Annotated in this window: 21 protein-coding genes; 13 read left to right on the plus strand and 8 right to left on the minus strand. The window is 72.4% G+C overall.

The window, feature by feature from the left end; genetic code table 11:
- Positions 1-35: 35 nt before the first annotated feature.
- Entirely contained in the window at positions 36-971 is a 936-nt protein-coding gene (locus EV382_RS17105) for an SDR family NAD(P)-dependent oxidoreductase (protein WP_130403148.1), read from the minus strand.
- A gap of 154 nt (positions 972-1125) precedes the next feature.
- Between EV382_RS17105 and EV382_RS17110 the strand changes: the two genes are divergently transcribed.
- Positions 1126-2463 (plus strand): low temperature requirement protein A, encoded by a 1338-nt coding sequence (locus EV382_RS17110; RefSeq protein WP_130403150.1) that lies wholly within the window; start codon positions 1126-1128, stop codon positions 2461-2463.
- 101 nt (positions 2464-2564) lie between these two features.
- Positions 2565-3062: a hemerythrin domain-containing protein gene (locus EV382_RS17115; RefSeq protein WP_244236729.1), complete on the plus strand. Its 498-nt coding sequence runs from the start codon at positions 2565-2567 to the stop codon at positions 3060-3062.
- Between the two features lie 97 nt (positions 3063-3159).
- Here EV382_RS17115 and EV382_RS17120 read toward each other — a convergent pair whose 3' ends face one another.
- Positions 3160-4551: an MFS transporter gene (locus EV382_RS17120; RefSeq protein WP_341870164.1), complete on the minus strand. Its 1392-nt coding sequence runs from the start codon at positions 4549-4551 to the stop codon at positions 3160-3162.
- On the opposite strand from EV382_RS17120, the gene EV382_RS17125 reads away from it, so the two are divergent.
- Positions 4478-5314 (plus strand): helix-turn-helix transcriptional regulator, encoded by an 837-nt coding sequence (locus EV382_RS17125; protein ID WP_208758435.1) that lies wholly within the window; start codon positions 4478-4480, stop codon positions 5312-5314. The genes EV382_RS17120 and EV382_RS17125 overlap by 74 nt on opposite strands.
- Positions 5315-5337: 23 nt before the next feature.
- Here the strand turns inward: EV382_RS17125 and EV382_RS17130 are convergent, their stop codons facing one another.
- A complete protein-coding gene (locus EV382_RS17130; RefSeq protein ID WP_130403154.1) occupies positions 5338-5748 on the minus strand; it encodes a MerR family transcriptional regulator in 411 nt (136 codons plus the stop codon).
- A gap of 55 nt (positions 5749-5803) precedes the next feature.
- Here EV382_RS17130 and EV382_RS17135 point away from each other — a divergent pair, with 55 nt between their 5' ends.
- The 3 genes from EV382_RS17135 (at position 5804) to EV382_RS17145 (ending at position 8821) form a co-directional block, all read left to right on the plus strand.
- Positions 5804-6793 carry an aldo/keto reductase gene (locus EV382_RS17135; protein WP_130403156.1) on the plus strand — a complete coding sequence of 330 codons (990 nt, stop codon included), beginning with the start codon at positions 5804-5806 and terminating at the stop codon, positions 6791-6793.
- A 46-nt stretch (positions 6794-6839) separates the two neighbouring features.
- A complete protein-coding gene (locus EV382_RS17140) occupies positions 6840-7739 on the plus strand; it encodes a TIGR01777 family oxidoreductase (protein WP_130403158.1) in 900 nt (299 codons plus the stop codon).
- Positions 7740-7906: 167 nt separating this feature from the next.
- On the plus strand, positions 7907-8821 hold the full coding sequence (locus tag EV382_RS17145; protein ID WP_130403160.1) for an LLM class flavin-dependent oxidoreductase: 915 nt from the start codon (positions 7907-7909) through the stop codon (positions 8819-8821).
- Between the two features lie 113 nt (positions 8822-8934).
- On the opposite strand, the gene EV382_RS17150 is transcribed toward EV382_RS17145, so the two are convergent.
- The gene (locus EV382_RS17150) at positions 8935-10170 is read right to left on the minus strand and encodes an extracellular catalytic domain type 1 short-chain-length polyhydroxyalkanoate depolymerase (RefSeq protein ID WP_130403162.1); all 1236 of its coding nucleotides are present in this window, start codon (positions 10168-10170) and stop codon (positions 8935-8937) included.
- Positions 10171-10362: 192 nt separating this feature from the next.
- On the opposite strand from EV382_RS17150, the gene EV382_RS17155 reads away from it, so the two are divergent.
- The 4 genes from EV382_RS17155 to EV382_RS17170 all read left to right on the plus strand — a co-directional run bounded on the left by EV382_RS17155 (position 10363) and on the right by EV382_RS17170 (position 14771).
- Entirely contained in the window at positions 10363-12195 is a 1833-nt protein-coding gene (locus tag EV382_RS17155; RefSeq protein ID WP_130403164.1) for a DUF6311 domain-containing protein, read from the plus strand.
- Positions 12196-12279: 84 nt separating this feature from the next.
- Positions 12280-13557, plus strand: a complete 1278-nt coding sequence (locus EV382_RS17160; RefSeq protein ID WP_130403166.1) for a TolB family protein — start codon at positions 12280-12282, stop codon at positions 13555-13557.
- Positions 13558-13688: 131 nt separating this feature from the next.
- Positions 13689-14330: a lipoyl(octanoyl) transferase LipB gene (lipB, locus tag EV382_RS17165; protein ID WP_130403168.1), complete on the plus strand. Its 642-nt coding sequence runs from the start codon at positions 13689-13691 to the stop codon at positions 14328-14330.
- 48 nt (positions 14331-14378) lie between these two features.
- Complete coding sequence (locus EV382_RS17170; RefSeq protein WP_130403170.1) at positions 14379-14771, plus strand: VOC family protein; 393 nt, start codon at positions 14379-14381, stop codon at positions 14769-14771.
- A 49-nt stretch (positions 14772-14820) separates the two neighbouring features.
- On the opposite strand, the gene aspS is transcribed toward EV382_RS17170, so the two are convergent.
- The gene (gene aspS, locus EV382_RS17175; protein WP_130403172.1) at positions 14821-16107 is read right to left on the minus strand and encodes an aspartate--tRNA(Asn) ligase; all 1287 of its coding nucleotides are present in this window, start codon (positions 16105-16107) and stop codon (positions 14821-14823) included.
- Between the two features lie 443 nt (positions 16108-16550).
- On the opposite strand from aspS, the gene lipA reads away from it, so the two are divergent.
- Together lipA and EV382_RS17185 are read left to right on the plus strand one after the other, a co-directional pair.
- A complete protein-coding gene (gene lipA, locus EV382_RS17180) occupies positions 16551-17546 on the plus strand; it encodes a lipoyl synthase (RefSeq protein ID WP_130403174.1) in 996 nt (331 codons plus the stop codon).
- Between the two features lie 53 nt (positions 17547-17599).
- The gene (locus EV382_RS17185; protein WP_130403176.1) at positions 17600-19249 is read left to right on the plus strand and encodes a hypothetical protein; all 1650 of its coding nucleotides are present in this window, start codon (positions 17600-17602) and stop codon (positions 19247-19249) included.
- A gap of 66 nt (positions 19250-19315) precedes the next feature.
- Here the strand turns inward: EV382_RS17185 and EV382_RS33825 are convergent, their stop codons facing one another.
- The gene (locus tag EV382_RS33825) at positions 19316-22477 is read right to left on the minus strand and encodes a helix-turn-helix transcriptional regulator (RefSeq protein WP_279636482.1); all 3162 of its coding nucleotides are present in this window, start codon (positions 22475-22477) and stop codon (positions 19316-19318) included.
- The gene (locus EV382_RS32775) at positions 22474-22644 is read right to left on the minus strand and encodes a hypothetical protein (protein ID WP_165435808.1); all 171 of its coding nucleotides are present in this window, start codon (positions 22642-22644) and stop codon (positions 22474-22476) included. Before EV382_RS32775 ends, EV382_RS33825 begins: the two co-directional genes overlap by 4 nt.
- 208 nt (positions 22645-22852) lie before the next feature.
- On the opposite strand from EV382_RS32775, the gene EV382_RS17195 reads away from it, so the two are divergent.
- Positions 22853-23539, plus strand: a complete 687-nt coding sequence (locus EV382_RS17195; protein ID WP_130403179.1) for a DUF4191 domain-containing protein — start codon at positions 22853-22855, stop codon at positions 23537-23539.
- A 427-nt stretch (positions 23540-23966) separates the two neighbouring features.
- On the opposite strand, the gene EV382_RS17200 is transcribed toward EV382_RS17195, so the two are convergent.
- Positions 23967-24365, minus strand: a complete 399-nt coding sequence (locus EV382_RS17200; RefSeq protein ID WP_279636483.1) for an RDD family protein — start codon at positions 24363-24365, stop codon at positions 23967-23969.
- Positions 24366-24425: the final 60 nt, after the last annotated feature.

A 24425-nucleotide genomic window follows, 5' to 3' on the forward strand; every position in this document is an offset into this window, starting at 1 on the left:
GGTCGTCGACCGGGGCGTCCTTTGCGTTGTGCTGCTCAGCCCTTGAGCAGTGCTGTCGAGACCTGCCAGAGCCGCTCGGCGGCCTCCGGGTCCAGCGCGTAGTCGGCCACTCCGGTCCGCCCACCCGGCTGGGCGGGGGCAGCCTGCTGACAGTCCTCGAAGTAGCGCCCGCCCACGCCGTCGAGCAGGGGCGACGCGGCGACCAGCACCGAGGTGGCGGCACCCTGCTCGACGGTCTTCCAGGCCGCCGCGTTGCCCGCCCGCACCCGGTTCAGCTCCTCCTCGCTGACGTAGCGCTGGAGGTTGGTCTGGATCGCGCCGGGCATCAGCGAGTTGCTGAGGATGCCGTCGTCGGCCCAGCGCCGGGTCGCCTCCACGGCGAAGAGCACGTTGGCCGTCTTCGACTGCCCGTACGCCTGCCACGGGTCGTACTCCCGTTGGTCGTACTGGATGTCGTCGAAGACCACCGGTGAGCGCAGGTGGGCGGCGGAGCTGACCGAGACGATCCGGGCCCCGTCCCCGGCCGCGAGGGCCGGGCGGAGTCCGTTGGCGAGCGCGAAGTGCCCCAGGTGGTTGGTGGCGAACTGCATCTCCCAGCCCTGCGGGGTCCGGGACAGGGGCGCGGCCATGATCCCGGCGTTGTTGACCAGGATGTGCAGCGGGCCGTCCCAGTTGGCCACGAAGTCGGCGACCGAGCCCTGGTCGGCGAGGTCGAGTGGGGCGACGAGGACGCGGTCGTTTCCGGTGGTGCCGGTGATGTCGTTGGCGGCCTGCTGCCCGGCGTCGGGGTTGCGGACCGCGAGGGTGACCGCCGCGCCGGCGCTGGCCAGGGCCCGGGCGGTCTCCACACCGATCCCGGAGGATCCGCCGGTGACGACCGCCCGTCGCCCGACAAGGTCCACGCCCTTGATCACGTCCATCGCCGTGGAGTGATGGGCGAACGGAGTGCTGATCGGGTTGCTCGTCGTCATTATCCATCCTTGTCCGGTTGGGGCGGACCGGCCGGCCCGCTGCGTGCGGCCGTGGTGCGGGGTGTTTCCCCGACCCGGGCCAGAGGTAACGCCGCGCGCCGTCGCCATCGCCGTTCGGGCCTCCGACCAGCCCGGACGCTGCCAGAGTTGGGGCGTGGGCGGCTACCGGCGGAGTGGACGGCTGGGACCGGCTGTCCCGATCGCTCCCGGCGCCCGGGTGGACAAGTTCGAGGTCTTCTTCGACCTGGTCTTCGTCTTCTCGTTCTTCATCATCACCCGGGCCACCGCCGCGAACATCACCGGTCGGCAGCTGCTGCACGCCGCCCTGGTGCTCGCCGTGCTCTGGTGGATCTGGGTGGTGCACAGCCTGGTCGCCACCCGGGTCCGGCTCGGCGAGGGTTACGTCCCGGTGCTCATGGTGATCGCGATGGTCGCCCTGTTCGCGTTCGCGCTGGCGCTGCCGCAGGCGTTCAGCGATCCGAAGGGGAGCGCCGCCGGCCCGATGCTGGTGGCCATCAGCTACGTCGTGGTCCGGGCCGTACACATGATCCTTTATCAGCATGTGGTGCGGGACAGCCCGCAGGAGCGGCGGCAGCTGCGTCGGTTCGCCCCGGAGCTGGCGGTCAGCATCGTGCTGCTGCTGGCCGCCGCGCTGATCCCAGCGCAGATCACCAACCCCGACCAGGCCGCCATGGTCCGCGACGGGCTGTGGATCACCGTGGTGGTGGTCCAGTACGCCACCGGCTTCATCGTCGGGACCTGGGGCTGGGGGGTGACCAGCGCCGAGCACTGGACGGAGCGCTACGACCTCATCCTGATCATCGCGCTGGGCGAATCGATCATCTCGACCGGGGTGGGCGGCAACCTGCTCGGCAAGCCGGTCACCTGGCCGGCGGTGGCGGCCGCTGCGCTCGGCATCGTGGTCACCGCCGCCCTCTGGTGGGCGCACTTCGACTTCATCGCCCCGGCTGCCCGGATCGCCCTGCACGCGGCGGAGGGTGGCCCCCGGGTGGCGATGGCCCGCGACGCGTACGCGTACCTCTACCTGCTGATGATCGCCGGGGTGATCCTCTTCTCGATCGGCAACGAGGAGATCCTGCACAAGATCACTGACCCGGCCGGTGGGATCGCCGAGCAGGTCGAGGGACCGGCCGTGCCGATGCTCTTCGGCGGGCTGATCTGCTACTTCGCCGTCAACCTGCTGTTCCAGCTGCGCACGCTGCACACCGTGACGTGGACCCGCATCGGCGTCATCGTGGCGCTCACGGTGGCCCTCCCGATCGGTCAGCACCTGCCGGCGTTGGGCGCGCTCACCCTCGCAACCGTGATCTGTGTCGGCCTGGTGGCTGTGGAGGTGCTGGTGTTGTCGCAATCCCGGCACGCCCTGCGGGCGGCCGTCTTCCAGGAGCGGACCACCCACGAGGCCCACGAGGCAGCCTGGCGTGCGCGCTGGCACGACGTCCCGGAGACCGACGAGCCGACCACGCCGTGACCGCGGCGGTTCCGCCGGGCTAGACTCCTGCGCAGCGTCGCGGTGCACCCGGCACGAAGGCCGCCGTGGGCATGGAGGCGCGGGGACAGCATGGGACGAACGTGCACCCAACCGGTTCACCGGCCGGCCGGCTCGCCGCCGTCGGCAATCAGATGATCGAGATTCACCTCTGGCTCAGCGCGGAACTGGCCCGGCTACAGACCGACCTCGACGCCCGCCCCTCCCGGGACCTGCGGGCGCACTGCCTGACCTTCTGCGCCGCGCTCGGCCGACACCACACCGGCGAGGACGCGGGCGCGTTCCGACTGCTCGCCGAGGAAGCCCCCGAGCTACGCCCCGTCATCGAGAATCTGATCACCGATCACGAGGTGGTGGCGGGGATCCTGGAACGGATCGAGGCACTGCTGGGCGGCGACGCCCCCGTGCCCGTCGCCCAGGTGCGCGCCGAGTTGGCCGGCTTGGCCGCCCTGCTGGCGTCGCACTTCCGCTACGAGGAGAAGCGGCTGGTCGCCGCACTGAACGCGCTCACCGGTCGACCCGGGACAGCCGAGGACCTGCTCGGGGTGACCGCGCCGCCGGCTGACCGGTCTCCCGTCTAGTCCCTTCCGCCCTGGTGGGCGGCCCCTTCAGGTCCGAGAGCCTGCGGGAAGGCTGCCGGATTCTGTACGCATCTTCGGCGAACCCGGCTGTCGTGGGTCAAGCCGGTGCCGGAGCGGGCCGACCGATCAGCAGATGGAGCGCGCAGGCGAGCACCGCGAGCGCGGCTGCGGCGAGGCACAGCAGCCGTGCGCCGGCGCCATGCGTGAGAAGCAGGCCGCCGAGCCCTGCTCCGAGTGCCTGCCCCAGGTAGAGCGCGGAGGAGTTGAAGGAGATGACGACGCTGGCCAGGTCCGGTGCCAGTGCGGTGAGGCGGTGGTTGTTGGGTGTGGCCACGGCCCAGGCAGCAGCCCCGTTCAGAGCCATGACCACCGTGGCCATGGCTGTGGAGTACGTGATGGGGAAGGCCGCTAGCGTGAGCGCGAGCATGGCGCTGGCAAGCCAGAGTGTCGGTTCGGCTCCCCAGCGGTCGGCCAGCCATCCGCTGCCGAACGAACCCACCACACCGCCGACACCCCAGACCAGTAGCGCCACCGCCAGGGCGGCACCGGTGGTATGTGCGGTCTGGCCGAGTACCTCGGCGATGTAGGTATAGACCATGATGCTGGAGGCGCTGGCCAACATCATGAACGCGACGATGGTCAGCACACGGCCCCGGGCCATGACCCCGAACCGCGCGGCCAGTGGCACCGTGGGGGGCATGGGTAGCCGTGGCAGCGTGGCCATCAACCCGACAAGCGCGACCACGCCGGTGGCGGCGACGAACACCAGGCTCGCCCGCCACGACACCTGCTGGCCGATCGCGGTGCCGACGGGGACGCCGAGTACCGTTCCGACGGTCAACCCACCCAAGATCACCGCGAGCGCCTGGCCACGCCGGAGCGGTCCGGCGAGCGCTGCCGCGGCGGCCGATGCGTTGGGCGTGAACAGGGCTGCACCGAGTCCGGCCGCGATCCGCGCCGTGAGCAGCAGCGCCAGCGTCGGGGCGATCGCCGAGGCGAGATTGGCCAGGATGAACAAGGTCAGGGCGCAGGCCATTAACGGCTTGCGCGGCAGCCGCGCGGTGAAGGCGGCCAGCAGTGGAGCGGTCAGGCCGTAGACCAGCGCGAACGTGGTGATGACCTGGCCGGCCGCGCCAGCCGAAACGCTCAGGCCGTGCGAGATCTGCGGCAGGATGCCCGCCAGTACGAACGAGTCGGTGCCCATCGCGAACGACCCGACCGCAAGGACTGCGACCGGGCGACCCCACCTGGGCTTCTTGGTGGTGCCCGAGGTGTGGGCAGCGGCGACGTGGCTGCCATGTGATGTGGTCATGTGCTCAGCATGTGTGCGCGCCTTAACCTGGTACAGGTGCGCAGTTATGCTGGTATGAGTGCCACCAGGACGAGCAGCGAAGGCGGGCACTTGTATGGGAGCCGTGACGCAACGCGAACTTCTCGCCGGGTTTCTCCGGTCACGCCGGGAGGCGCTTGCTCCCGAGGAGGTCGGCATCGTGCGCGGGCCCCGTCGTCGCACCCCCGGGCTGCGGCGCGAGGAAGTGGCCCAGCTGTCGGGCGTCAGTGTCACCTGGTACACCTGGCTTGAGCAGGCCAGGGACATCAGCGTCAGCCGCCAGGTTCTGGAGAGCCTGGCGCGCACCCTGCACCTCACCGCCGCGGAACGGCGGCATCTGTTCACCCTCGCGGAGACCGCAGTGCCCGACGAGGCCCCACCGCGGAGGAGCGTCAATCCCACCCTCTGTCAATTGGTCACCGCCCTCCAACCCAACCCCGCCTACGTGATCGACTCGTGCTGGGACGTACTCGCCTACAACCGGGCCTATGAATGCCTCGTCGGGGGCCTGGACGGCCTTCCCGAGGAGGAACGCAACAGCCTCTGGCTGTTGTTCACCCGGTCTGCGATGCGGACTCTGGTTGTCGACTGGCAGCGCGAGGCCAGGCAGATAGTCGGCCAGTTCCGTGCCTCCGCCGGCCGTTATCCCGACGACCCCCGGATCGGCGCCCTCATCAGTGCGCTCAACGAGGCCAGCCCTGCGTTCGTCGCCATCTGGTCCGAACATCCCATTCAGGCATTCGCTTCAGCGACCAAGCGATTCCATCATCCACGAGCAGGTCGTATCGACCTGAACTACACGAAACTCGCTGTGGTCGAGAACCCCACTCAGCACCTGGTGGTCTTCCTGCCTGCCACACCCAGCGACGCTTCGGGCCTGGGGCGGCTCGCCGCAGGCGACGAAGCAGACGCAGCGGGCTGAGACCGGGAGCCAGTTCTGTACGTCTAGGCGACGGAACGGGCGGCTGTCCCGGTCTCCTCCACCTCCGGCACCGGGCCGGGCAGCCGCTCGTAGAAGCGGATCTTCTCCCGGAGGTGGTCGTACTGGCGCTGGAGCAGATCCATCTGCTCCTCGACCCGCGCCGCGTGGTGGCACAGCAGTTCGTGCCGCTCGTCGGTGGTGTGCTCGCCGTCGCGGGCCAGTTGCGCGTAGCGGCGCATCTGCGCGATCGGCATCCCGGTGTCACGCAGGCACCGGAACAGCTCCAGCCAGCCGAGGTCGTCGTCGGTGAAGACCCGCTGCCCACCCGCGGTCCGTTCCACGTCCGCCAGCAGGCCGATCTTCTCGTAGTACCGCAGAGTGTCCAGACTGAAGCCGCTGCGGCGGGCGGCCTCCGAGGGGGCGTAACCGCTCATTCGCGAGATGGTAGTGCTTGACCTGGAGCGCGCTCCAGGTTGGAAGCTGGCGACCATGACGACGACACGGACGTTGGGACGCAGCGGCATCACGGTGAGCGCGATCGGAATGGGATGCTGGGCCATCGGCGGCCCGCTCTGGGGTGACGACGGGCAGCCGTTCGGCTGGGGTGAGGTGGACGACGCCGAGTCCATCCGCACCATCCACCGCGCGCTCGACCTCGGGGTGACCCTGTTCGACACGGCCAGCAACTACGGCGCGGGGCACAGCGAACGGATCCTCGGGCAGGCCCTGGCCGGCCGACGGGACGACGTGGTGATCGCCACCAAGTTCGGCAACGTCAGCGACGAGACCACCCGGCGGGCGCTGGGCACCGACACCAGCCCGGCCTTCGCGGTACGCAGCCTCGACGACTCGCTCCGCCGGCTCGGCACCGACCACGTCGACATCTACCAACTGCACATCAACGCGCTGCCGGTGCCCGCCGCGCTCGATCTGGTCGACACCCTGGAGGCCCTGGTCGACCAGGGCAAGATCCGGGCGTACGGCTGGAGCACCGACGACCCGGCCTCGGCGGAGGCATTCGCGGCCGCCGGCCCGCACTGCGCCGCGATCCAGCACGACGAGTCGGTGCTGCGCGACAACGCGGCGGTGCTGGCGGTCTGCGACAAACACGACCTGGCCAGCCTCAACCGTGGGCCGTTGGCGATGGGGCTGCTCACCGGATCGACCCGGGCGGTCGGAGCGGACGACGTACGTGGACGGGCACCGGAGTGGCTGGAGTGGTTCACCGACGGCCGGCCAACGCCACACTGGGCGGCCCGGGTCGACCAGGTCCGCGCGGCGCTCACCGCCGACGGTCGGACGCTCGCGCAGGGGGCGCTCGGCTGGCTGCTGGCGCGCAGCCCGCGTACCGTCCCGATCCCTGGCCTGCGCACGGTGGCCCAGGCCGAGGAGAACCTGGCCACCCTGGCACTCGGGCCGCTGAGCCCCGAGGCGTACGCCGAGGTGGAGCGGCTCCTGGCCGACCTACGCTCCGCCTGACCCCTGGGGTGCCTCCGGTGGCGGAGGTTTGGACGAAGATGGGGGTATGCGGATCCTCCTGGCCGGCGCGTCCGGCTTCCTTGGCACCCGGCTGGCCGACCTGCTCGTCAGCGACGGGCACGACGTCACCCGGCTGGTCCGCCGGCTGCCAGGCGGGCCGCAGGAGCGGCGGTGGGACCCGGCCGCCAGCCAGCTCGACCCGGCCGTGGTCGCCGAGGCCGACGCCGTGGTCAACCTGGCCGGCGCGGGCGTCGGCGACAAGCGCTGGAACGACGACTACCGCCGGTTGATCCGCACCAGCCGGGTGGACACCACCACCACGTTGGCGACCACCATCGCCGGGCTCCCCGCCTCGGACCGGCCCCGGGTGCTCCTCAACTCGTCGGCCGTGGGCTGGTACGGCAACACCGGCGACCGGGCGGTCGAGGAGGACGCGCCGGCCGGAGAGGGCTTCCTGGCCGACGTCTGCCGGGTCTGGGAGGCCGCGACCCGGCCGGCCGAGGACGCCGGGGTACGCGTGGTCCGGCTACGTACCGGCCTGCCGCTGCACCGCGACGGTGGTCTGCTCAAGCCGCAGCTGCTGCCGTTCAAGCTGGGCATCGCCGGCCGGCTGGGCAGCGGCCGGCAGTGGCTGCCGTGGATCTCGATGGTCGACTGGCTGGACGCCACCCGCTTCCTGCTCGACCGCGACGACATCGCCGGACCGGTCAACGTGGTGGGGCCGAACCCGGTGACCAACGCCGAGTTCACCCGCGAGCTGGCCCGGCAACTGCACCGGCCGGCGATCATCCCGATCCCGGCGCTGGCGCTCAAGGTGGCCCTCGGCGGCTTCTCCCACGAGGCCCTCACCAGCACCAGAGTCCTCCCCGGAGTCCTCACCAGAGCCGCCTACCCCTACCAGCACCCCACCCTCCCCCAAGCCCTAACAGCAGCCCTAACCCCCTAACCCCCCGCCACCATTGGCGTTGATCAAGAGGTTTGCGTCAGATTCCGGCTTCCGGATGACGCAAACCTCTTGATCAACAGGGGCAGGGGGTCTCGCCCCACCCCGGCTGGTTCGGCCCTCGGCAGAAATCTGCGGTCGGTGGGCCGGCATGGGCCCAAGCTGGACCGATGGCGATTTTCTCCCTCCAGGCCACCCCGACCGACGCGGCGAGCTGGGCCGAGCTGGCCCGTCGAGCCGAGGCCGTCGGCTTCGACGCTCTGCTCGCCGCCGACCACCCCGGCGACGTGACGTCACCGTTCGTGGCGCTGGCCGCCGCCGCCCCGTTCACGTCGACGATCGGCCTCGGCTCGTACGTGTCGAACCTCGGCGTACGGGAGCCGATGCTGCTCGCGGTCGACGTGGCCACCCTCGATCTGATCTCCGGCGGACGGGCCCGGCTCGGTGTCGGCGCCGGTCACACCCCGGCGGAGTGGCGCGCGGTGGGCCGGGAACGCCCCGACGTGGCCGGCCGGGTCCGCCGTTGCGTGGCCGTCGCCGAGGCGGTCCGCGCCCTGCTCGACGGTGCCTCGGTCACCGTCGACTCGGCCGAGCTGACGATGCGCGAGGCGGTGCTGCGCGAACCCCGGCCGGTGCAGGACCGGATTCCGCTGACGATGGGTACGGCGAACTCGACGCTGCTGCGCTGGGCGGGCGCGCACGCCGACGTGGTCGGGCTGACCGGGTTCGGACGTACCCTCGCCGACGGCCACCAGCATGAGGCGCGCTGGCGGGCCGACCAGATCGAGGCGCAACTGGCCTGCGTTGCCGCTGGCGCAGCCGGCCGGGCCGACCCGCCGGCGCTGGAGGCTCTGGTGCAGACGGTGGTGGTCACCGACGACGCGGAGGCTGCCGCCGCGGAGCAGGCCCGGCGCATCGGCACGAGCGCCGCCGAACTGCTGGCCACCCCGTTCGTGCTGATCGGCACAGTGGACGAGATCGTCACGGCGGTCGCCGAGCACGAACGGCGCTGGGGGGTGACCCGGTTCGTGGTCCGCAGCAACGCGCTGGGCCCGCTGACGCCGGTCCTGTCCCGCCTGACCTGACCCAGCGCCGACCGCCCTGTTGATCAAGAGGTTTGCGTCAGATTCCGGCTTCCGGATGACGCAAACCTCTTGATCAACGAAAGCAGGCGGGGGCGAATGGGTGGGTGTGGGGGTTAGCAGCCGATTACCCAGTGGTTGGGGGCGGTTTGTTTGAGGGTGCTGGTGTAGAAGGTGTTGTAGAGGCCCATGCGCTGGTTCGAGCCGTTGGCGTAGGCGTAGCCGCCGGACTGGTACGCCCGGCCGGCCACCACGTGCGCGTAGTTGCTGGCCGTCACGCAGGTCGGCGGCACGCTCGGGGTGGGCGTCGGGGTCGGGGTGGCCGTCGGGGTCGGCGTGGGCGTGACGGTCGGGGTCGGGGTCGGGTTGGTGCCGCCACCGTTCAGGCCGAAGAAGAGCGCGTCCCGGTACGTCGAGCAGATGGTGTCCAGGAAGTACGCCCCTGCGGTGCCGCACTGTTCGGCAGCGGAGCCGGGGTCGACCGGGGTGCCGTGGCCCATCCCGGAGATCCGGTAGAGCCGCACGTCGTCGTTGCCGTACACCTCCAGGCTGGTGTTGCCGGGCAGCGACGAGGTGCTGGTCGGGGTCTGCGACACGCCGCGTACGTTGGTCCACTGGTCGCGGGACTCGGTGCCGTTGAGCGGGGTGACAGTGGTGTCCGAGGTGCCGTGCCAGATCGCCACCCGGGGGCGCGGGCCGGTGTAGCCGGAGTACGCGCCCCGCACCAGGTCGCCCCAGGCGGCCGGGGTCTTGTCCGCGCCCGGGTTCATGCAGCTGAACGCGTTGACCATGCTGGTGGCGCAGCGGTACGGGATCCCGGCGATGATCGACCCGGCGGCGAAGACGTCCGGGTAGGTGGCCAGCATGACCGCGCTCATCGCCCCGCCGGCGGAGAGCCCGCTGACGTAGACGCGGGAGCCGTTCACCGCGAAGTTCGTCTTGGCGTGGTCGACCATCTGCTTGATCGACAGCGCCTCGCCCTGCCCCCGGGTGGTGTCCCCCGCCTCGAAGAAGTTGAAGCAGGAGCTGGCGTTGTTGCCGGACGGCTGCTGGGCGACGATCAGGGCGAACTTCCACTGGTCGGCGTACTTCTGCCAGCCGGAGTTGGCGAAGTAACCGGCGGCGTTCTGGGCGCACCCGTGCAGCAGCACGACGGCCGGGGAGTTGGCCGGTAGGCCGTCCGGGCGGTAGGCGTACATGGCGAGGTTGCCGGGGTTGGAGCCGAACCCGGTGACCTGGGTGAGGGTGGCGGCCTGGGCAGGCGCGGCGACCGCGACCGCGCCCGCCACGGCGAGGGCGAGCCCGGCGACCGCACCGAGCAGCCGGGTGAGGGTGGACGAGGAGCGGCGCACGGCGGCCTCCTGGAGCTGCGGACTGTGAACTGGGTCACGGTCGAGTTGCCGAGACGTTACGACGAGATGTCGCCGCTATGACATGGGGCACACTCACACATTCACGTCGGGCGTTGTGTACGCCAGAAGGCGAACACACCACAACCGCCGGTCTGACCGGCCCGTCCAGGTCCGGTTGGTAACGTCCGCTGCGTGCCGTCCTCCCCGTCGCTGGCCACCGGGCCCGCACCCGCGTCATCGCCGCGCACCGTCCGGGACCGCCGGGCCGACCTGATCGTCGTGCTGGTGGCGCTCGCGCTCGCCGTGTGGGTGACCAGTGGGCTGTGGCGGGACCCGAACGCCCGCACCATCACCGTCAACTCCAGCGACCAGGCGCTGTTCGAGTGGTTGCTGGCCTTCGGCGGGCACGCGGTCACCCACGGCGACAACCCGCTCTTCACCTACCTGATCAACGTCCCGGACGGCGTCAACCTCGCGGTCAACACGACGGTCACGGTGTACGCGGTGGTCTTCGCCCCGCTCACGTACCTGATCGGACCACCGGCGACGTTTCTGGTGATCCTCACCCTGAACCTGCTCGCCACCGCGCTGGCCTGGTACTGGCTGCTCTCCCGGCACCTGGTCCCCAGCCGGTTGGCCGCCGGGGTCGGCGCCCTGTTCATCGCCTACTCCCCCGGCATGGTGTCGCACGCCAACGCCCACCTGAACTGGACCGCCGGCTGGCTGGTGCCGCTGCTGATCTGGCGACTGTTCGCGCTGCGTCGCGCCGGGCACTGGCTGCGCGACGGGGTGATCCTCGGCGTACTGGTGGCGGTGGCCTTCTCGATCGCCGCCGAAGGGCTCTTCTTCACCGCACTGGCGCTGGGGGTGTTCGTCGCCATCTGGGCACTGCACCCGGCCAACCGGGTGGAGGCACGCGCCGCGCTGCCCACCTTCCTGCGCGGGCTCGGGGTGACCGCCGTGGTCGCCGGTGTGCTGCTGTCGTACCCGTTGTGGTTGCACTTCGCCGGGCCGCAACGGTTCCACGGCACCGGCTTCGACCCGGTGATCCACTCCGAGGACATCGCGGCGTTCGCCGCCTTCCCGCGCCGCTCGCTGGCCGGCGAGGCCGGGTTGGGCACGTCGCTGGCACCGAACCCGACCGAGGAGAACTCGTTCTTCGGCATCCCGCTGCTGGTGCTCACCGTTGTCTGTTTCGTCGCGCTGTGGCGGCGTGCCGACGCGCACCGCCGGGCCACCCTGTGGGCGCTGGGCGCCGTCGCGGTGATCTTCACGGTGCTCTCCTTCGGGCCGGTCGCCAAGATCGACGGCCGACGCACCGACCTCCCCATGCCGTTCGACGTGGTGGGACAACTGCCGGTGGTGAACGCGGCGCTGCCGGCCCGGCTGGCGCTGGTGGTCGCGCCGGTGATCGGGCTGCTGCTGGCGTACGTCATCGACCAGCTGCGCGCCGCGCCGCCCCGGCACCGCTCCACGGAGCTGGCCTGGCTGGTCGGTTTCGCGGTGGCCCTGGTGCCGCTGCTGCCCACCCCGCTGCTCACCGACGAACGGGAGCCGATCCCGGAGTTCATCACCTCCGGCACCTGGCGGGACTACGTCTCACCCGACGGGGTGCTGACCCCGGTGCCGCTGACCGTGGACATCTACCCGGACGGCCAGCGGTGGCAGGCGTACGCGTTGTCGCACCGGCAGGGCGAGTTCGCGATCCCGGGCGGCTTCTTCCTCGGCCCCGGCGGGCCGGACGGGCGGGGCCGGATCGGCCCGGTGCCGCGCACCCTGAGCGCGTTGATGGACCAGGCTGGTCGGACCGGGATGGTGCCCATCGTCACCGACGGAACGATCCGGGAGGTCCAGTCGGACCTGCGGCACTGGCGCATCGAGACGGTGGTGCTCGCCGACCAGGTGCACGGCGCGAAGTTCGAGGTCGACGAGGAGGCGCTGCGGCGCACCGGCACGGCCCTGTTCGGCGAGCCGCAACGGGTCGACGACGTCTGGCTCTGGCGGATCCCGCCGGCCGATCGCTAGGGCCTCTGTCACAAGAACAGGCCCGAGACCGCGACGCGACCGACCGGGGCATCGTGATCGGCCGCCATCGCTTCTAATGGTCCGATGAGGAAGACCGGCGGGCGCGCCGCCGTGGCCGGGGTCGCGCTGGGGCTCGTCGTGCTCGGCGCGCCGACCGCCACGGCGGCCCACGGCCCGGTCGCCCCGCGCAGCGCCGTCACCGACCGCTCGGCCGGCAGCACGGCCGGCGCGGTACCACGCCAGGTGCACGATCCGTGGCTGTGGCAGGCCACCGTGGGGCAACGCCCGGCCGGCCCGGCGGCGCTGGTGTTCTTCACCGACCGCACCCGCTATTTCGAGTCGACAGGCGTGCTGGTCGCCCGGGACGGCGCGTACCGGCTGATCCCGATCCGCATCGCCGAGGGGCACGGGCTGCTCTCCCCCGACGGGCGGCACTACCTGCGGCCGCAGTCCGGCGAGTTGTTGGACCTCACCACCGGCCGGCAGCGCCGCACCATGAAGCCGGGGCTGGACCCGTTCGCCTGGTCGCCGGACGGGCGGCGGGTGCTCGGCACTCGCAGCAACGACGATCCGGTGATCAGCTTCGGGCCGGACAATCAGCAGCTCAACGACCCGGAGAAGCCCGACGACCTGCTCGTCGTCGACCCGTACCAGGGCACCGAGCAGGTGGTCGCGGCCGGCACCTTCGCCGCCCACCACGCGGCGGCCTGGTCCCCCGCCGGTGACCTGGTGGCGGTGGCTGGTCCACCGGATGTGGCCGCGTCGGTCGCCGAACGGCAGCGGCTGGTGGTCGTCGACCCGGCCGGCGGCAGCCTTCGCTGGCAGGTCGACCTGGGTGAGCGGCGGATACTGGCCGGCCCGGCCGCCTGGCACCCGGACGGCAGCCGGCTCGCGCTGCTCGCGTTCGACGGTTGCGCCGGCCTCGGCTGCACGCCGGAGCAGACGGCGGCACGCACCTGGCGGATCGAGTTCCTGGACGCCGCCTCCGGTCACGCCGTCGGCCAGCCGCTGCCGGTCGCCGCCTCGACCAGCGAGATCGTCGGCTGGCGCGGCGACGACCCGGTGGTGCAGGAGGTGAGCGGGACGGAGCAGGACACCGACCGGCGGGCCGTCCTCGCCGCGCTGTCGCCCGGCGGCACCCGAGAGGTGCTGGTGACCGGACCGGTCGGGTCGACCGACCTGGCGGTGCCGGGCGAGCTGCTGACCCGGGCCGCTTTCGGTGGTCCGGAGCCCCGGCCGTCACCGTTCGCCGCCCCGCTCTGGCTCTACCTGGCGTTGGCCGTGCCGGCGCTGCTCGCCGTCGTCCTCGTCGTCCGCCGCCGACGTCGCCGCCATGGTGCGACCGACGCGGCTCCGGTGTGACGTCGAGCGGCCAGGCGCGGACACCCAACTGGCCGCAGCCCAGCAGCTGCGACGGCAGCAGTGGTGGTGATCTTCCCCGGTGAGGCGGCTCACCAGGGAAGATCGCCGATAGCGGGTCTAGGCTGGATGTCGTGACAACGATGACCCCCGGCCTCACGGCCGTTCGTGCCGGCCTGCTCGACTACCAGGCCGCCTGGGACGAGCAGCGGCGTCTGCACGAGTCGGTCGTGGCCGGCGAGAGTGGCGACACCGTGCTGCTGCTGGAGCACCCGAGCGTCTACACCGCGGGCAAGCGCACCGAACCGTGGGACCGCCCGATGGACGGCACCCCCGTCGTCGACGTGGACCGCGGCGGCAAGATCACCTGGCATGGGCCGGGGCAGCTCGTCGGCTATCCGATCCTGCGCCTGCCCGACCCGGTGGACGTGGTCGCCTACGTGCGCCGGACCGAAGAGCTGCTCATCGACGTGTGCGCCGAGTTCGGGCTGACCGCCGGCCGGGTCGAGGGGCGCAGCGGGGTGTGGGTGCCGGAGGACGACCGGGGGCCGGCCCGCAAGGTGGCCGCCATCGGCATCCGGGTGGCGCGGGGCGTCACCCTGCACGGCTTCTCGATCAACTGCGACTGCGACCTGACGTACTTCGACCGGATCGTGCCCTGCGGCATCCGGGACGCGGGCGTCACCTCGCTCACCGCCGAGCTGGGCCGCCCGATCAGCGTGGCCGATGTGCTGCCGGTGGTCGAGCGCCGCCTCTCCACCCTCGTCACGGTCTGAGACCCGACCGCGCGTCGGGGTGACCGACGGTCGGCCTACCCTCGGTCGGTGCAGATTGATCTCGTCACCGTCGTCGTCACCGAGTACGACCCCGCCATCGCCTTCTTCACCGGCGTGCTCGGCTTCGAGTTGGCCGAGGACACCCCGTCGCTGACCAACGACGGACGGCCGAAGCGCTGGGTGGTGGTCCGTCCACCGGGCGGCGGCACCGGCCTGCTGCTGGCCCGCGCCGACGGCGAGCGGCAGGAAGCTGCGGTGGGCGACCAGACCCACGGCCGCGTCGGGTTCTTCCTCCAGGTCGACGACTTCGACGCCACCTACCGGCGGATGGTCGAGAACAGCGTCGAGTTCGTCAAACCGCCGCGCACCGAGCCGTACGGCCGGGTCGCCGTCTTCCGCGACGTCGCCGGCAACCTCTGGGACCTGCTCGGCCCCGCCTGAGCCCCCCGCCGGCCCACTCCACGATCGAGTGGGCCGGCAGGGTGCCCACCTACGGCGTCAGCCGGTGCAGGTCCCGCGGGAACGCGGTGACCTCGCGGATGTTGGCCGCGCCGACCAGCCGGGCCACGAACCGTTCCAGGCCGATGGCGAAGCCACCGTGCGGCGGCATGCCGTGCCGGAAGGCGTCCAGGTAACCGGCGTACGGCTCGACCGGCTCGCCCCGGGCCGCCAACGCCGCCAGGTAGTCGGCGTGCCGGTGCAGCCGCTGCCCGCCGGTGACCAGCTCCAGACCACGAAAGAGCAGGTCAAAACCGTTGGAGTACGCGGGCCGCGCCGGGTCCGGGTGGGTGTAGAAGGGCCGCTTCGCCATCGGGTAGCCGGTGACGAAGAGGAAGTCCGAGCCGTGTTCGCGCCGGGCCCACTCGCCCAGCGCCCGTTCGTGGGCGGGCGCGAGGTCCGGCTCGTCGGCGGGCGCACCGACGATCGTCAGCGCCTCGGTGAAGTGCACGGCCGGGATCTCCGCCGGCACCCGCGGTGGTGTGACGCCGAGCGTCGCCAGGGCCGCTGCGGCCCGCCCGCTCACCGCGTCCAGCATCCCGGCCACGGTGTCGCGCAGCACGCCCATCACGTCCCGGTGGTCGGCGATGAACCCCAGCTCCGCGTCGAGCGACGTGTACTGCGCGAGGTGCCGGACGGTGTCGTGCGGCTCGGCCCGGAAGACGGGCCCCACCTCGTAGACGCGTTCGAAGACGCCGACCATCAGCTGCTTGTAGAACTGTGGGGACTGGGCCAGGTACGCGGGCCGACCGAACCAGTCCAGCGCGAACACGTTCGCCCCGCTCTCGGTGCTGGAGCTGACCACCTTCGGCGTGTGGATCTCCACGAAATCGTGGGCGTCCAGCGCGGTCCGGAACCCCGCCACCGCGGCCGCCGAGATCCGCAGCGCGGCTGACCGGGTGGGGTGCCGCAGCGCGGTGGGCGCGTGGTCGAGTTGGGTGGGCAGGCTCGCGGTGAGCGCCGGCCGGTACAGGTCGAACGGTGGTGGCACGGCGGGCGGCCCGAGTGGACGTACCGTCGGGTCGGTCAGCTCGACCCCGGCGGGCGCCGTGTCGTTCGCGGTGACCGTCGCGGTGACCTCGATGACCGTCTCCTCGGTGAGTTTCTCCAGCTCGGCGCGGACGGCCGGGTCGGTGACAACCACCTGGGCCAGGCCGGCGGCGTCGCGCACGATCAGGAAGGCCACCGACTTGAGCAGTCGACGGCGGTGTACCCAGCCGGCGATCCGCACGGTCGCGCCGATTCTGGCGGGCAGTTGGTGGGACAGGGTTCGTTGCATGGCGGGTTGCTCCTCGGTCGATCGCCACGCTGTCGCCGCCCCGGGGCGGCGAAGCGTCGCATCAGCCCCAGGGAGGTGTGGGCGAGCGGGAACCTCGCGGTGCCACCACACCTTCGCCCCCGCCGTGGCGGGGACCTCGTTCGTCGCCTGATGACCGGGGCCAGCCGGGCGGGCTCTACTGGGCGTTTCGCCGTTCTGCCCGCAGCTCGGGAGGGTCTTCGCGCGCCGGCACCAGACCGCCTCTCAGCACCGGCGGCTCTCTGCACTGGCGGGTCGGGCGCTACTTGGCTCCGTCATCGCTGTTGGCGGTGACCGTAGCACCCGAAACCCGCTCGTGTGACGCCCATTTTCGACAGGCCGGTGTCCGGCGTCACAAGGTCTGAGGCGTGACGCCGGTCGCCCGACGCACATAGACACCTGCCGTCCGGCGTAGGCTCGTTTTCGTGACGATCGAGCACTCCGCGCCGACGACCGGCCAGGCAGCGCGCACCGCAACGGCGGCCCCCGAGGGGCGGCGTCTGCTGCGAATTGAGGCGCGTAACGCCGAGACGCCGATCGAGCGCAAACCGCCATGGATCAAGGTCAAGGCCAAGATGGGTCCGGAGTACACCCAGCTGCGCGGGCTCGTCTCGCGCGAAGGGTTGCACACCGTCTGCCAGGAGGCCGGCTGCCCCAACATCTACGAGTGTTGGGAAGACCGGGAGGCCACCTTCCTCATCGGCGGTGATCAGTGCACCCGGCGCTGCGACTTCTGCCAGATCGACACCGGTAAGCCGGCCGAGTTCGACGCCGACGAGCCGCGTCGGGTCGCCGAGTCGGTGGTCTCGATGGGGCTGCGCTACGCCACCATCACCGGTGTCGCCCGCGACGACCTGCCCGACGGCGGCGCGTGGCTGTACGCCGAGACCGTCCGGCAGATCCACGCCCTGCAGCCCGGCTGCGGCGTCGAGTTGCTGATCCCGGACTTCAACGCCGTCCCCGAGCAGTTGGCCGAGGTCTTCGGCTCCCGCCCCGAGGTGCTGGCCCACAACGTGGAGACCGTGCCGCGCATCTTCAAGCGCATCCGCCCGGCGTTCCGCTACGACCGCTCCCTGGACGTGATCCGGCAGGCCCGCGCCGACGGCCTGGTCACCAAGAGCAACCTCATCCTGGGCATGGGCGAGGAGCGGGCCGAGGTCTCGCAGGCGCTGCGCGACCTGCACGAGGCCGGCTGTGAGCTGATCACCATCACGCAGTACCTGCGCCCCTCGCCCCGGCACCACCCGGTGACCCGCTGGGTCAAGCCGGAGGAGTTCGTGGAGCTGCGCGAGGAGGCCGAGGAGATCGGCTTCGCCGGGGTGATGAGCGGGCCGCTGGTGCGTTCGTCGTACCGGGCCGGTCGGCTCTACCAGCAGGCCATCGACGCCCGCGCCGCCGCCTCGGTCGCCGCCGCCAACTGACCCGCCGACAGCGCCGCGCGGACCGCGCGGCGCCCGGGTGTCATGATCGTGTGATGACCGCCGGGGTACGCCAGCAGCCGCGCGACGCGGATCAACCGCGTCCGCGGCCCGGTGTGCACCTCGGCCTGGTCGGTTGGCTCACCGGGCTGACCGTGCTCGCCGGGGTGGGTTACCGGCTCTGGCTGTTGCTGCACGCCGCGCCGCCGACGAACAGCGACGAGGCCACCATGGGGCTGGCCGCGCTGCACATCGCCCAGGGGCAGGACTTCCCGGTCTGGTTCTACGGCCAGCAGTACATGGGCACGCTGGAGGCGTACCTGGCCGCGCCGGTGTTCGCCCTGGCGGGTGGGCCGTCGCTGCTCGGTCTGCGGGTGCCCACACTGGCCCTGTACGCGCTGTTCCTGCTGCTGACCTGGCGGTTGACGCTGCGGCTGACCGGGGACCGGTGGTTCGGGCTGCTGGTCGTCGCGCTCCTGGCCCTCGGTTCCGACCGGGTCGTCAAGAACCAGTTGATCGCCGGCGGCGGCTACCCCGAGATGAACGCGGCCGCGGCGGCGCTGGCCGTACTCGCCGTGGATCTGGCCACCGGCCGACCGGGCTGGCGGTTGGCGCGTTGGACGACGTGGGGGTTGCTGGCCGGGCTGATGGTCTGGGTCGACCCGCTCGTCCTGCCGTACGTCGTGGCGACCGGGGCGGTCCTCGTCGGGTTCTGCCGCCGGGAGCTGTGGGGTGCCGCCGGAGCCCTGCTCAGCGCAGCCGCCGTGCTGGGGGCCGCCCCGCTGCTGCTGCACAGTCTGCTGACCGGGCGGAACCCGCTGCACGCCGTGCTCGCGGCCAGCGGCGCGAACGCCAGCGCCGGCTGGCCGGACCGGCTGCACGGCGGCCTGGTGCTCGGCCCCGGGCTGGGCCTGGGCTTCTGCGCTCCCGGCCGGTGCGCCACCTGGCAGCTGTGGTGGGCGTTCGCCCTGCCGCTGCTGCTGGCCATCGTCGTCGTCACCGCGTGGCGGACGGTGCGCACCTCCGACCCTGACCAGACCGTTGTGGGACCCGGCGCGGTGTCGCCTCGGGTGGCGGCGGCCGTCCGGCTGGCGCTGGCGCTGGCCGCGGTGGCCACTCTCGGCGCGTACACCGTGAGCAGTTCCGCCGGGCTCACCCCGGTGGAGAGTTCCCGCTACCTGTCCTGCCTGCTCCTCTCCCTGCCGGCGCTGCTCTGGCCGGTGTGGGCGGTGGCCCGGCACGGGCTGGGTCCGGCGGTGACCAACCGGCGCGGGGTCTCCTCGACGCTGGTCCGGTCGGTCGCGGTGCTGGTGCTCGCCGCCACGCTGGGCACCGCCGCCCACGCCACCTGGCAGGCGGCGCAGACCGCCCCGGCGACCCGGGCCGCCGAGGCCCGGCACACCGAGTTGGTAAGCACCCTGCGGCATCTCGGCGTACGGCAGGTACGCGCCGGCTACTGGACCTGCAACCGGCTCACCTTCGCCAGCGCGGAGCAGGTGGTCTGCGCGGTCGTTGACGACACCCTGCGCCCCGGGTTCGACCGCTACCCCGCGTACCGCCGGGAGGTGGACCGTGCGGCGGCACCGGCCTGGGTCGCGCCGGCCGGTTCGCCGCTGGCGCAGGTGCTCGACGACCGGCAGCGGGCCGTGCCGGGCAGCCTCGACCTGGTCACCATCGAGGGCTGGCGCATCTACCTGCCGCGTTGACCTCACCGGGCTCGACAAGCGTCAGCGCGGCACGGCTCAGCGCGGCACGGCACGGCACGGCACGGCTCAGTGTGGCGCGGTGGCCTCGGTGAGCAGGCCGAGGCGGTGGGCCAGGGCGGCGGCCTCCACCCGGTTGGTCACGCCCAGCTTCGCGATGATCCGGGAGACGTGCACGCTTGCCGTCTTCGGAGAGATGAACAACCGCTCGGCGATCCGGCTGTTGCTGTGCCCCTCGGCGACCAGCCGCAGCACCTCCCGCTCCCGGGCGGTCAGCAGGTCCGTGCCGCCCCCGCCCGTACCGCGCAGGCCGACCCGCCGCGCCAGGGTGGCAGCCGCCTCGACCAGCGGCGTCGCGCCCAGCCGCCGGCCGATCTCGGTGGCCTCGGTGAGCGCCGCCGCCGTCTCCTCGCGTTCTCCGGCGGCGGCGGTCGTCTCGGCCAACGCCAGCAGCGCCCGGCCCAGCGGGTAGGGCTGCCCGTCGGTTCGCCACGCCTCGACCGCCTTGCGCCACGCCGGCAGCGCCTGGTCGCCGACCGCGAGCAGCGCGGTGACCTGGGCGGCGTGTGCCCGGGCCGCCGGGTGCCGCGCCGGCAGGTCGGTGGCGAGCGCCGCGACGGCGGCCGCCAACTCCCGGTCACCGACCCGGGTCGCGGTACGCGCGGCGGCGCTGAGCACCGGCCAACCCTCCCGGGGCAGCTGCGGCAGGCTCTCGTCGGCCACCGCGACGCGGGCCGCCCGTACCGCCTCGATTTTGTCGTCCGCGGCCAGCGCCGCCTCGATCGCCAGCTCGTGCAGGGGCAGGCGGTGGTTCGGCCACAGGTACGGCCGGTTGAGGAAGGTGAGCGCCCGGTCGACCAGCTCGCCGGCGCCCGGATGGGCGCGGGCCAGCCGCAGCCCGGCGCCCAGCTGGAGCCAGTGCAGCCCGGTGACACCGGACAGGTCGATCCGGGCGGCCTCCGCGCAGACCGCCTCGGCCTCGTCCCACCGGCCCAGCGCGATGAGCGCCTCGGCCCGGTTGGAGAGCAGGTACGCCCCGGTGGAGCGGCTGATCCCCACCCGTCGCGCCTCGGCCGCGCCGGCCTCGGCGGACTGCGCGGACTCGGCGTAGCGGCCCAACTCGCAGAGCATGTCCGACTCGAACACCAGGGCGAGCACCAAGGTCTGCGCGTCCCCCGCCGCACGGGCCGCGGCGGCCGCCTGGCCCAGCTCGACCAGCCCTCCGGTCAGGTCCCGCTCGCCGTGGCAGAGCAGCGCGATCCGCGTCGAGAGCAGGGCCACCTTCTCGCCGAGCGCCTCGGCGTCGGTAGCGGCCTCGGCTGCCACCCGGGCCGCCTTCTGCGGGTCGATCTTGACCAGGTGGGTGGCGATGTCGGCGAGCAGCCGGACCCGCTCCACACCGGACGGGCCACCGGCCGCCAACCGGTACGCCTCATCCAACTCCCGGCTGCCGTCGCTCTTGCCGAGCAGGGCCATCAGTCGACCCCGCTGGTCCAGCAGGCGGGCGGCGCGCAGCGGCGCGGCGTCGGCGTCCACCTCGGCCAGCCCGGCCCGGGTCAGGGTGATGGCCCGGCTGAAGTCCCCGGCGGTGATCGCGGCGTCCAGGGTCTGTTCCAGCAACTCCAGGTGGTCCATGCCGAGCAGGTCGGCGGCGTCCGGCACCAGCTCCCACAACTCCAACGCCCGCTCCAACAGTCGGCGCTGCTCGGCGTACGCGTACCGGTCGGCGGCGGCGCAGGCTGCGGCCCGTGCGGCGACGAGGGCGCGCGGGTGGTCGTGTGCGGCGTACCAGTGGTGGGCGATCTCGGCGGGGGCCCGGCCGGCGGGTACGAGGTGCGATTGGGCCTCGATGGCGGCGGCGAAGCGGGCGTGCAGCCGGGCGTGCTCACCGGGCAGCAACTCGTCGTGCACCGCCTCGCGGACCAGCGCGTGCCGGAACTCGTAGTCACCGTCCCGATCGGCCACCACCAACTGGGCGGCGACGGCGGCGCGCAACGCGTCCTCCAGCTCGGCCTCGGGCAGCCCGGCGACCTCGGCGAGCAGGTCGTGGGCGAATCGGGTGCCGCCGGCGGCCGCGATCCGCAGCACCCGCTGGGTCGGCTCGGGGAGTCGGTCCACCCGGGCCAGCAGCAGGTCCCGCAGCGTCTCGGGGAGCGCCGCGCAGCCGATCGGGTCACCTGCGACGGCCAACTCCTCGATGAAGAAGGGGTTGCCCTGGGTGCGGTCGTAGACGTCGTCGACGGCGCGGGCGAGCGGCTCGGCGCCGAGCAGGTCGGCGAGGATCGCACCGGTGTCGTCGCGGTCCAGGCGGCCCAGCTCGACCCGCTGCACACCCCGGGCCCGATCCAGCTCGGCGAGGAACGGGCGCAGCGGGTGCCCGCGCTGCAACTCGTCCGTGCGGTAGCTGCACACCAGCAGGAGCCGGCCCGGCCGCGCCGCCCGGACGAGGAACCCGATGAGGTCGCGGGTGGAGCGGTCGGCCCAGTGCAGGTCCTCGATGATCAGGACCAGCGGGCGGGCGTCGGCCAGCCGCTGGAACAACTCGGCGACCAGGTCGAACAGGTAGCCGCGCGGGGCGTCGCTGAGCGCGACGGCACCCGGTGCGGCCAGCGTCGCGGACGTGCGGCCCAGCTCCGGCAGGAGCGGAGCGAACTCCGCCTCGTACCCGGCGAAGACCTCCGGGCCGTCGGCGCGGAGCACCGCGCGCAACGCGGCGGCGAACGGGGCGAACGGCAGACCCGCCTCGCCCAGCTCCAGGCACTGGCCGACGAGCACCCGCGCCGCGCCGTCGGTGGCCCAGCCGGCGAACTCCTCCAGCAGGCGGGTCTTACCCACGCCGGCCTCGCCGCCGACGAGCACCGTGGCCGGTTCCCCGGCACGCGCTCGGCCCAGCGCGTCGCGCAGTGCTGCGGTCTCGCGGTGCCGCCCGACGAGGACGGAGCTGGCGGCGCGTACGGTCACGTGGTCGAGCATGCCACGGTGGCGCGCCGTGCCGACCCCGCCGGTCGGCCGGTGGCCGGGTGGCGGGGCCGGATCGGATCGCACGGCCGGTACGGCGGGCGTCGTGGCCGTGCCGGCCGTTCTGGGCGTCGTGGCCGTGCCGGCCGCGCTGGGCGTCGTGGCCGTGCCGGCCGCGCTGGGCGTCGTGGCCGTGCCGGCCGCGCTGGGCGTCGTGGCCGTGCCGGCCGCGCTGGGCGTCGTGGCCGTGCCGGCCGCGCTGGGCGCGCTCACCGGCGGGCGTCGCCGGTGCGACCGGGCTGCCGGCGCCGGCCCAACCAACCGCGGCCGGCCGGACGCGACACTGACCGGGCGAGCCGGTCCGCAGCCGCCTCGGCGCGCAGCTCGGCGGCGTGGGTGCGGTGCAGGGTGAGCAGGAAATCTACGTCGTTGCCGAACATGTCGGGCTCCTTCGTGGCGTCATCGTCTTCTGCTGCTGACTCTGCGCGCGAAGGCCCCACCCGGGCATGGGCATGCCGCCTCATCTTCCCGGCTCACCGCCTCCTTACCTGGCCGGTCCGGACGCGTACGGCGACGTAAGGTACTCAGCTGCCCCGGCACCCCGGACGCGGATCAACCGGGCCGGCGGCGACCACTAGACTCTGCGGCATGGCAAAGCCCCAGGAGAAGGTCTCGTTCGGCCAGCGGCTGAAGCAGATCGGGATGGTGTTCCAGTTCACCGCCAAGCAGGACCGGTGGTTCGCGCCGCTGGTCGCCGCGGCGGTGCTGATCCCACTCGCGCTCACCGTGGTCGCGGTGATCTTCTGGGGCTGGATCTGGCTGCCGCTGGGCATCCTGTTCATCCTGCTCGCGGTGCTGATCGTGCTCAACCTGCGGTCCAACAAGGCGATGATGAACGCCGCCGAGGGGCAACCCGGCGCGGCGGCACAGATCATGGAGAACATGCGCGGTGACTGGCGGGTGACCCCGGCGGTCAGCTCGACCACCCAGATGGACATGGTTCACCTGGTGATCGGCCGCCCGGGCGTGATCCTGCTGGCCGAGGGCAACCCGCAGCGGGTGCGCGGCCTGCTCGGCCAGGAGAAGCGGCGGCTGTCCAAGGTGATCGGCTCCGCTCCCCTGCACGACTACGTGATCGGGCAGGAGGAGGGCGAGCTGCCGATCCGCAAGCTGCGCACGACGCTGCTGCGCCTGCCCCGCGCCCTCTCCGGCAAGGACGTCAACTCGCTGGACAAGCGACTCAAGGCGCTCACCGCCCGGCCGCAGATGCCCAAGGGCGCGATCCCGAAGAACATGCGGCCGCCAGGCGCCTTCCGCCAGTCGCGGGGCCGCTGACCCCTCAGGTGTACGCGAAAGAGCCGGGCCCGCACGGGTCCGGCTCTTTCGCGTACACCCGTACAGGTCCAACTCCTTCACGTACACGTTCAGGGGCCCACCCCGGCGCGCCTGCCGCCCGTTCCCGCAGGCCGCCCGACCCTCGCGCCTCGGCCCAGCCCGCCCGGCCCCGCCTCGCCCGCCCGGCCCAGCCCGCCCGGCCCACCCCGCCCGGCCCACCTCGTCGATCATGGAGTTGTGGTGGGTGACAAAGCCCCCGTTAGGCACCAAACCAGGCACCACAACTCCATGATCGACCCGACTCGGCCGCGATCTTGCATTCCACGCTTTCGGCACCCCGAAAGTGCACGAGCGGCGCGGGTGCCGCTACAGCCTGGATCGAGCGCGATCCCGGAGCCGGGGCCCGGCGGCCTTGACGGGGGTTGGCTCAGCCGCGGGGTGCGTCGACGATGACCGAGTCGGCGAGCCGGTCGTGCAGGCCGCGCCGGTGCTCGTCCATGATCAGTGCGGGAACGACGAGGGCCAGCAGCAGGCCACGGATCAGGCCCCGGAGCACGCCGATCCGGCCACCGTCGTGCCAGTTCACACAGCGGATCTTGGTGATGTACATGCCCGGCGTCTGGGCGAACAGGCCGAGGAAGATGCCGTACTCCAGGACCAGCACCAGCACCGGCGCCCAGCCGTCGCGGACCGGGTCGGCGAAGAAGTTGGACACCAGCAGGCACAGCACCCAGTCGATGATCAGCGCGCCGAACCGTTTACCGAGGCTCGGAGCGGCGAAGGTGGGGTCGGTGGCCGGCGCTGCCGGGAGGTGCGGATTGGTCACAGCGGTCAAGGGTATCCGCGCCGGGAGGAGGTCCTGCCGCGTGCCGCCTGCACGGTGTGC

It is taken from the genome of Micromonospora violae (assembly GCF_004217135.1).
In the GTDB taxonomy this organism is placed as follows: Bacteria; Actinomycetota; Actinomycetes; order Mycobacteriales; family Micromonosporaceae; genus Micromonospora; species Micromonospora violae.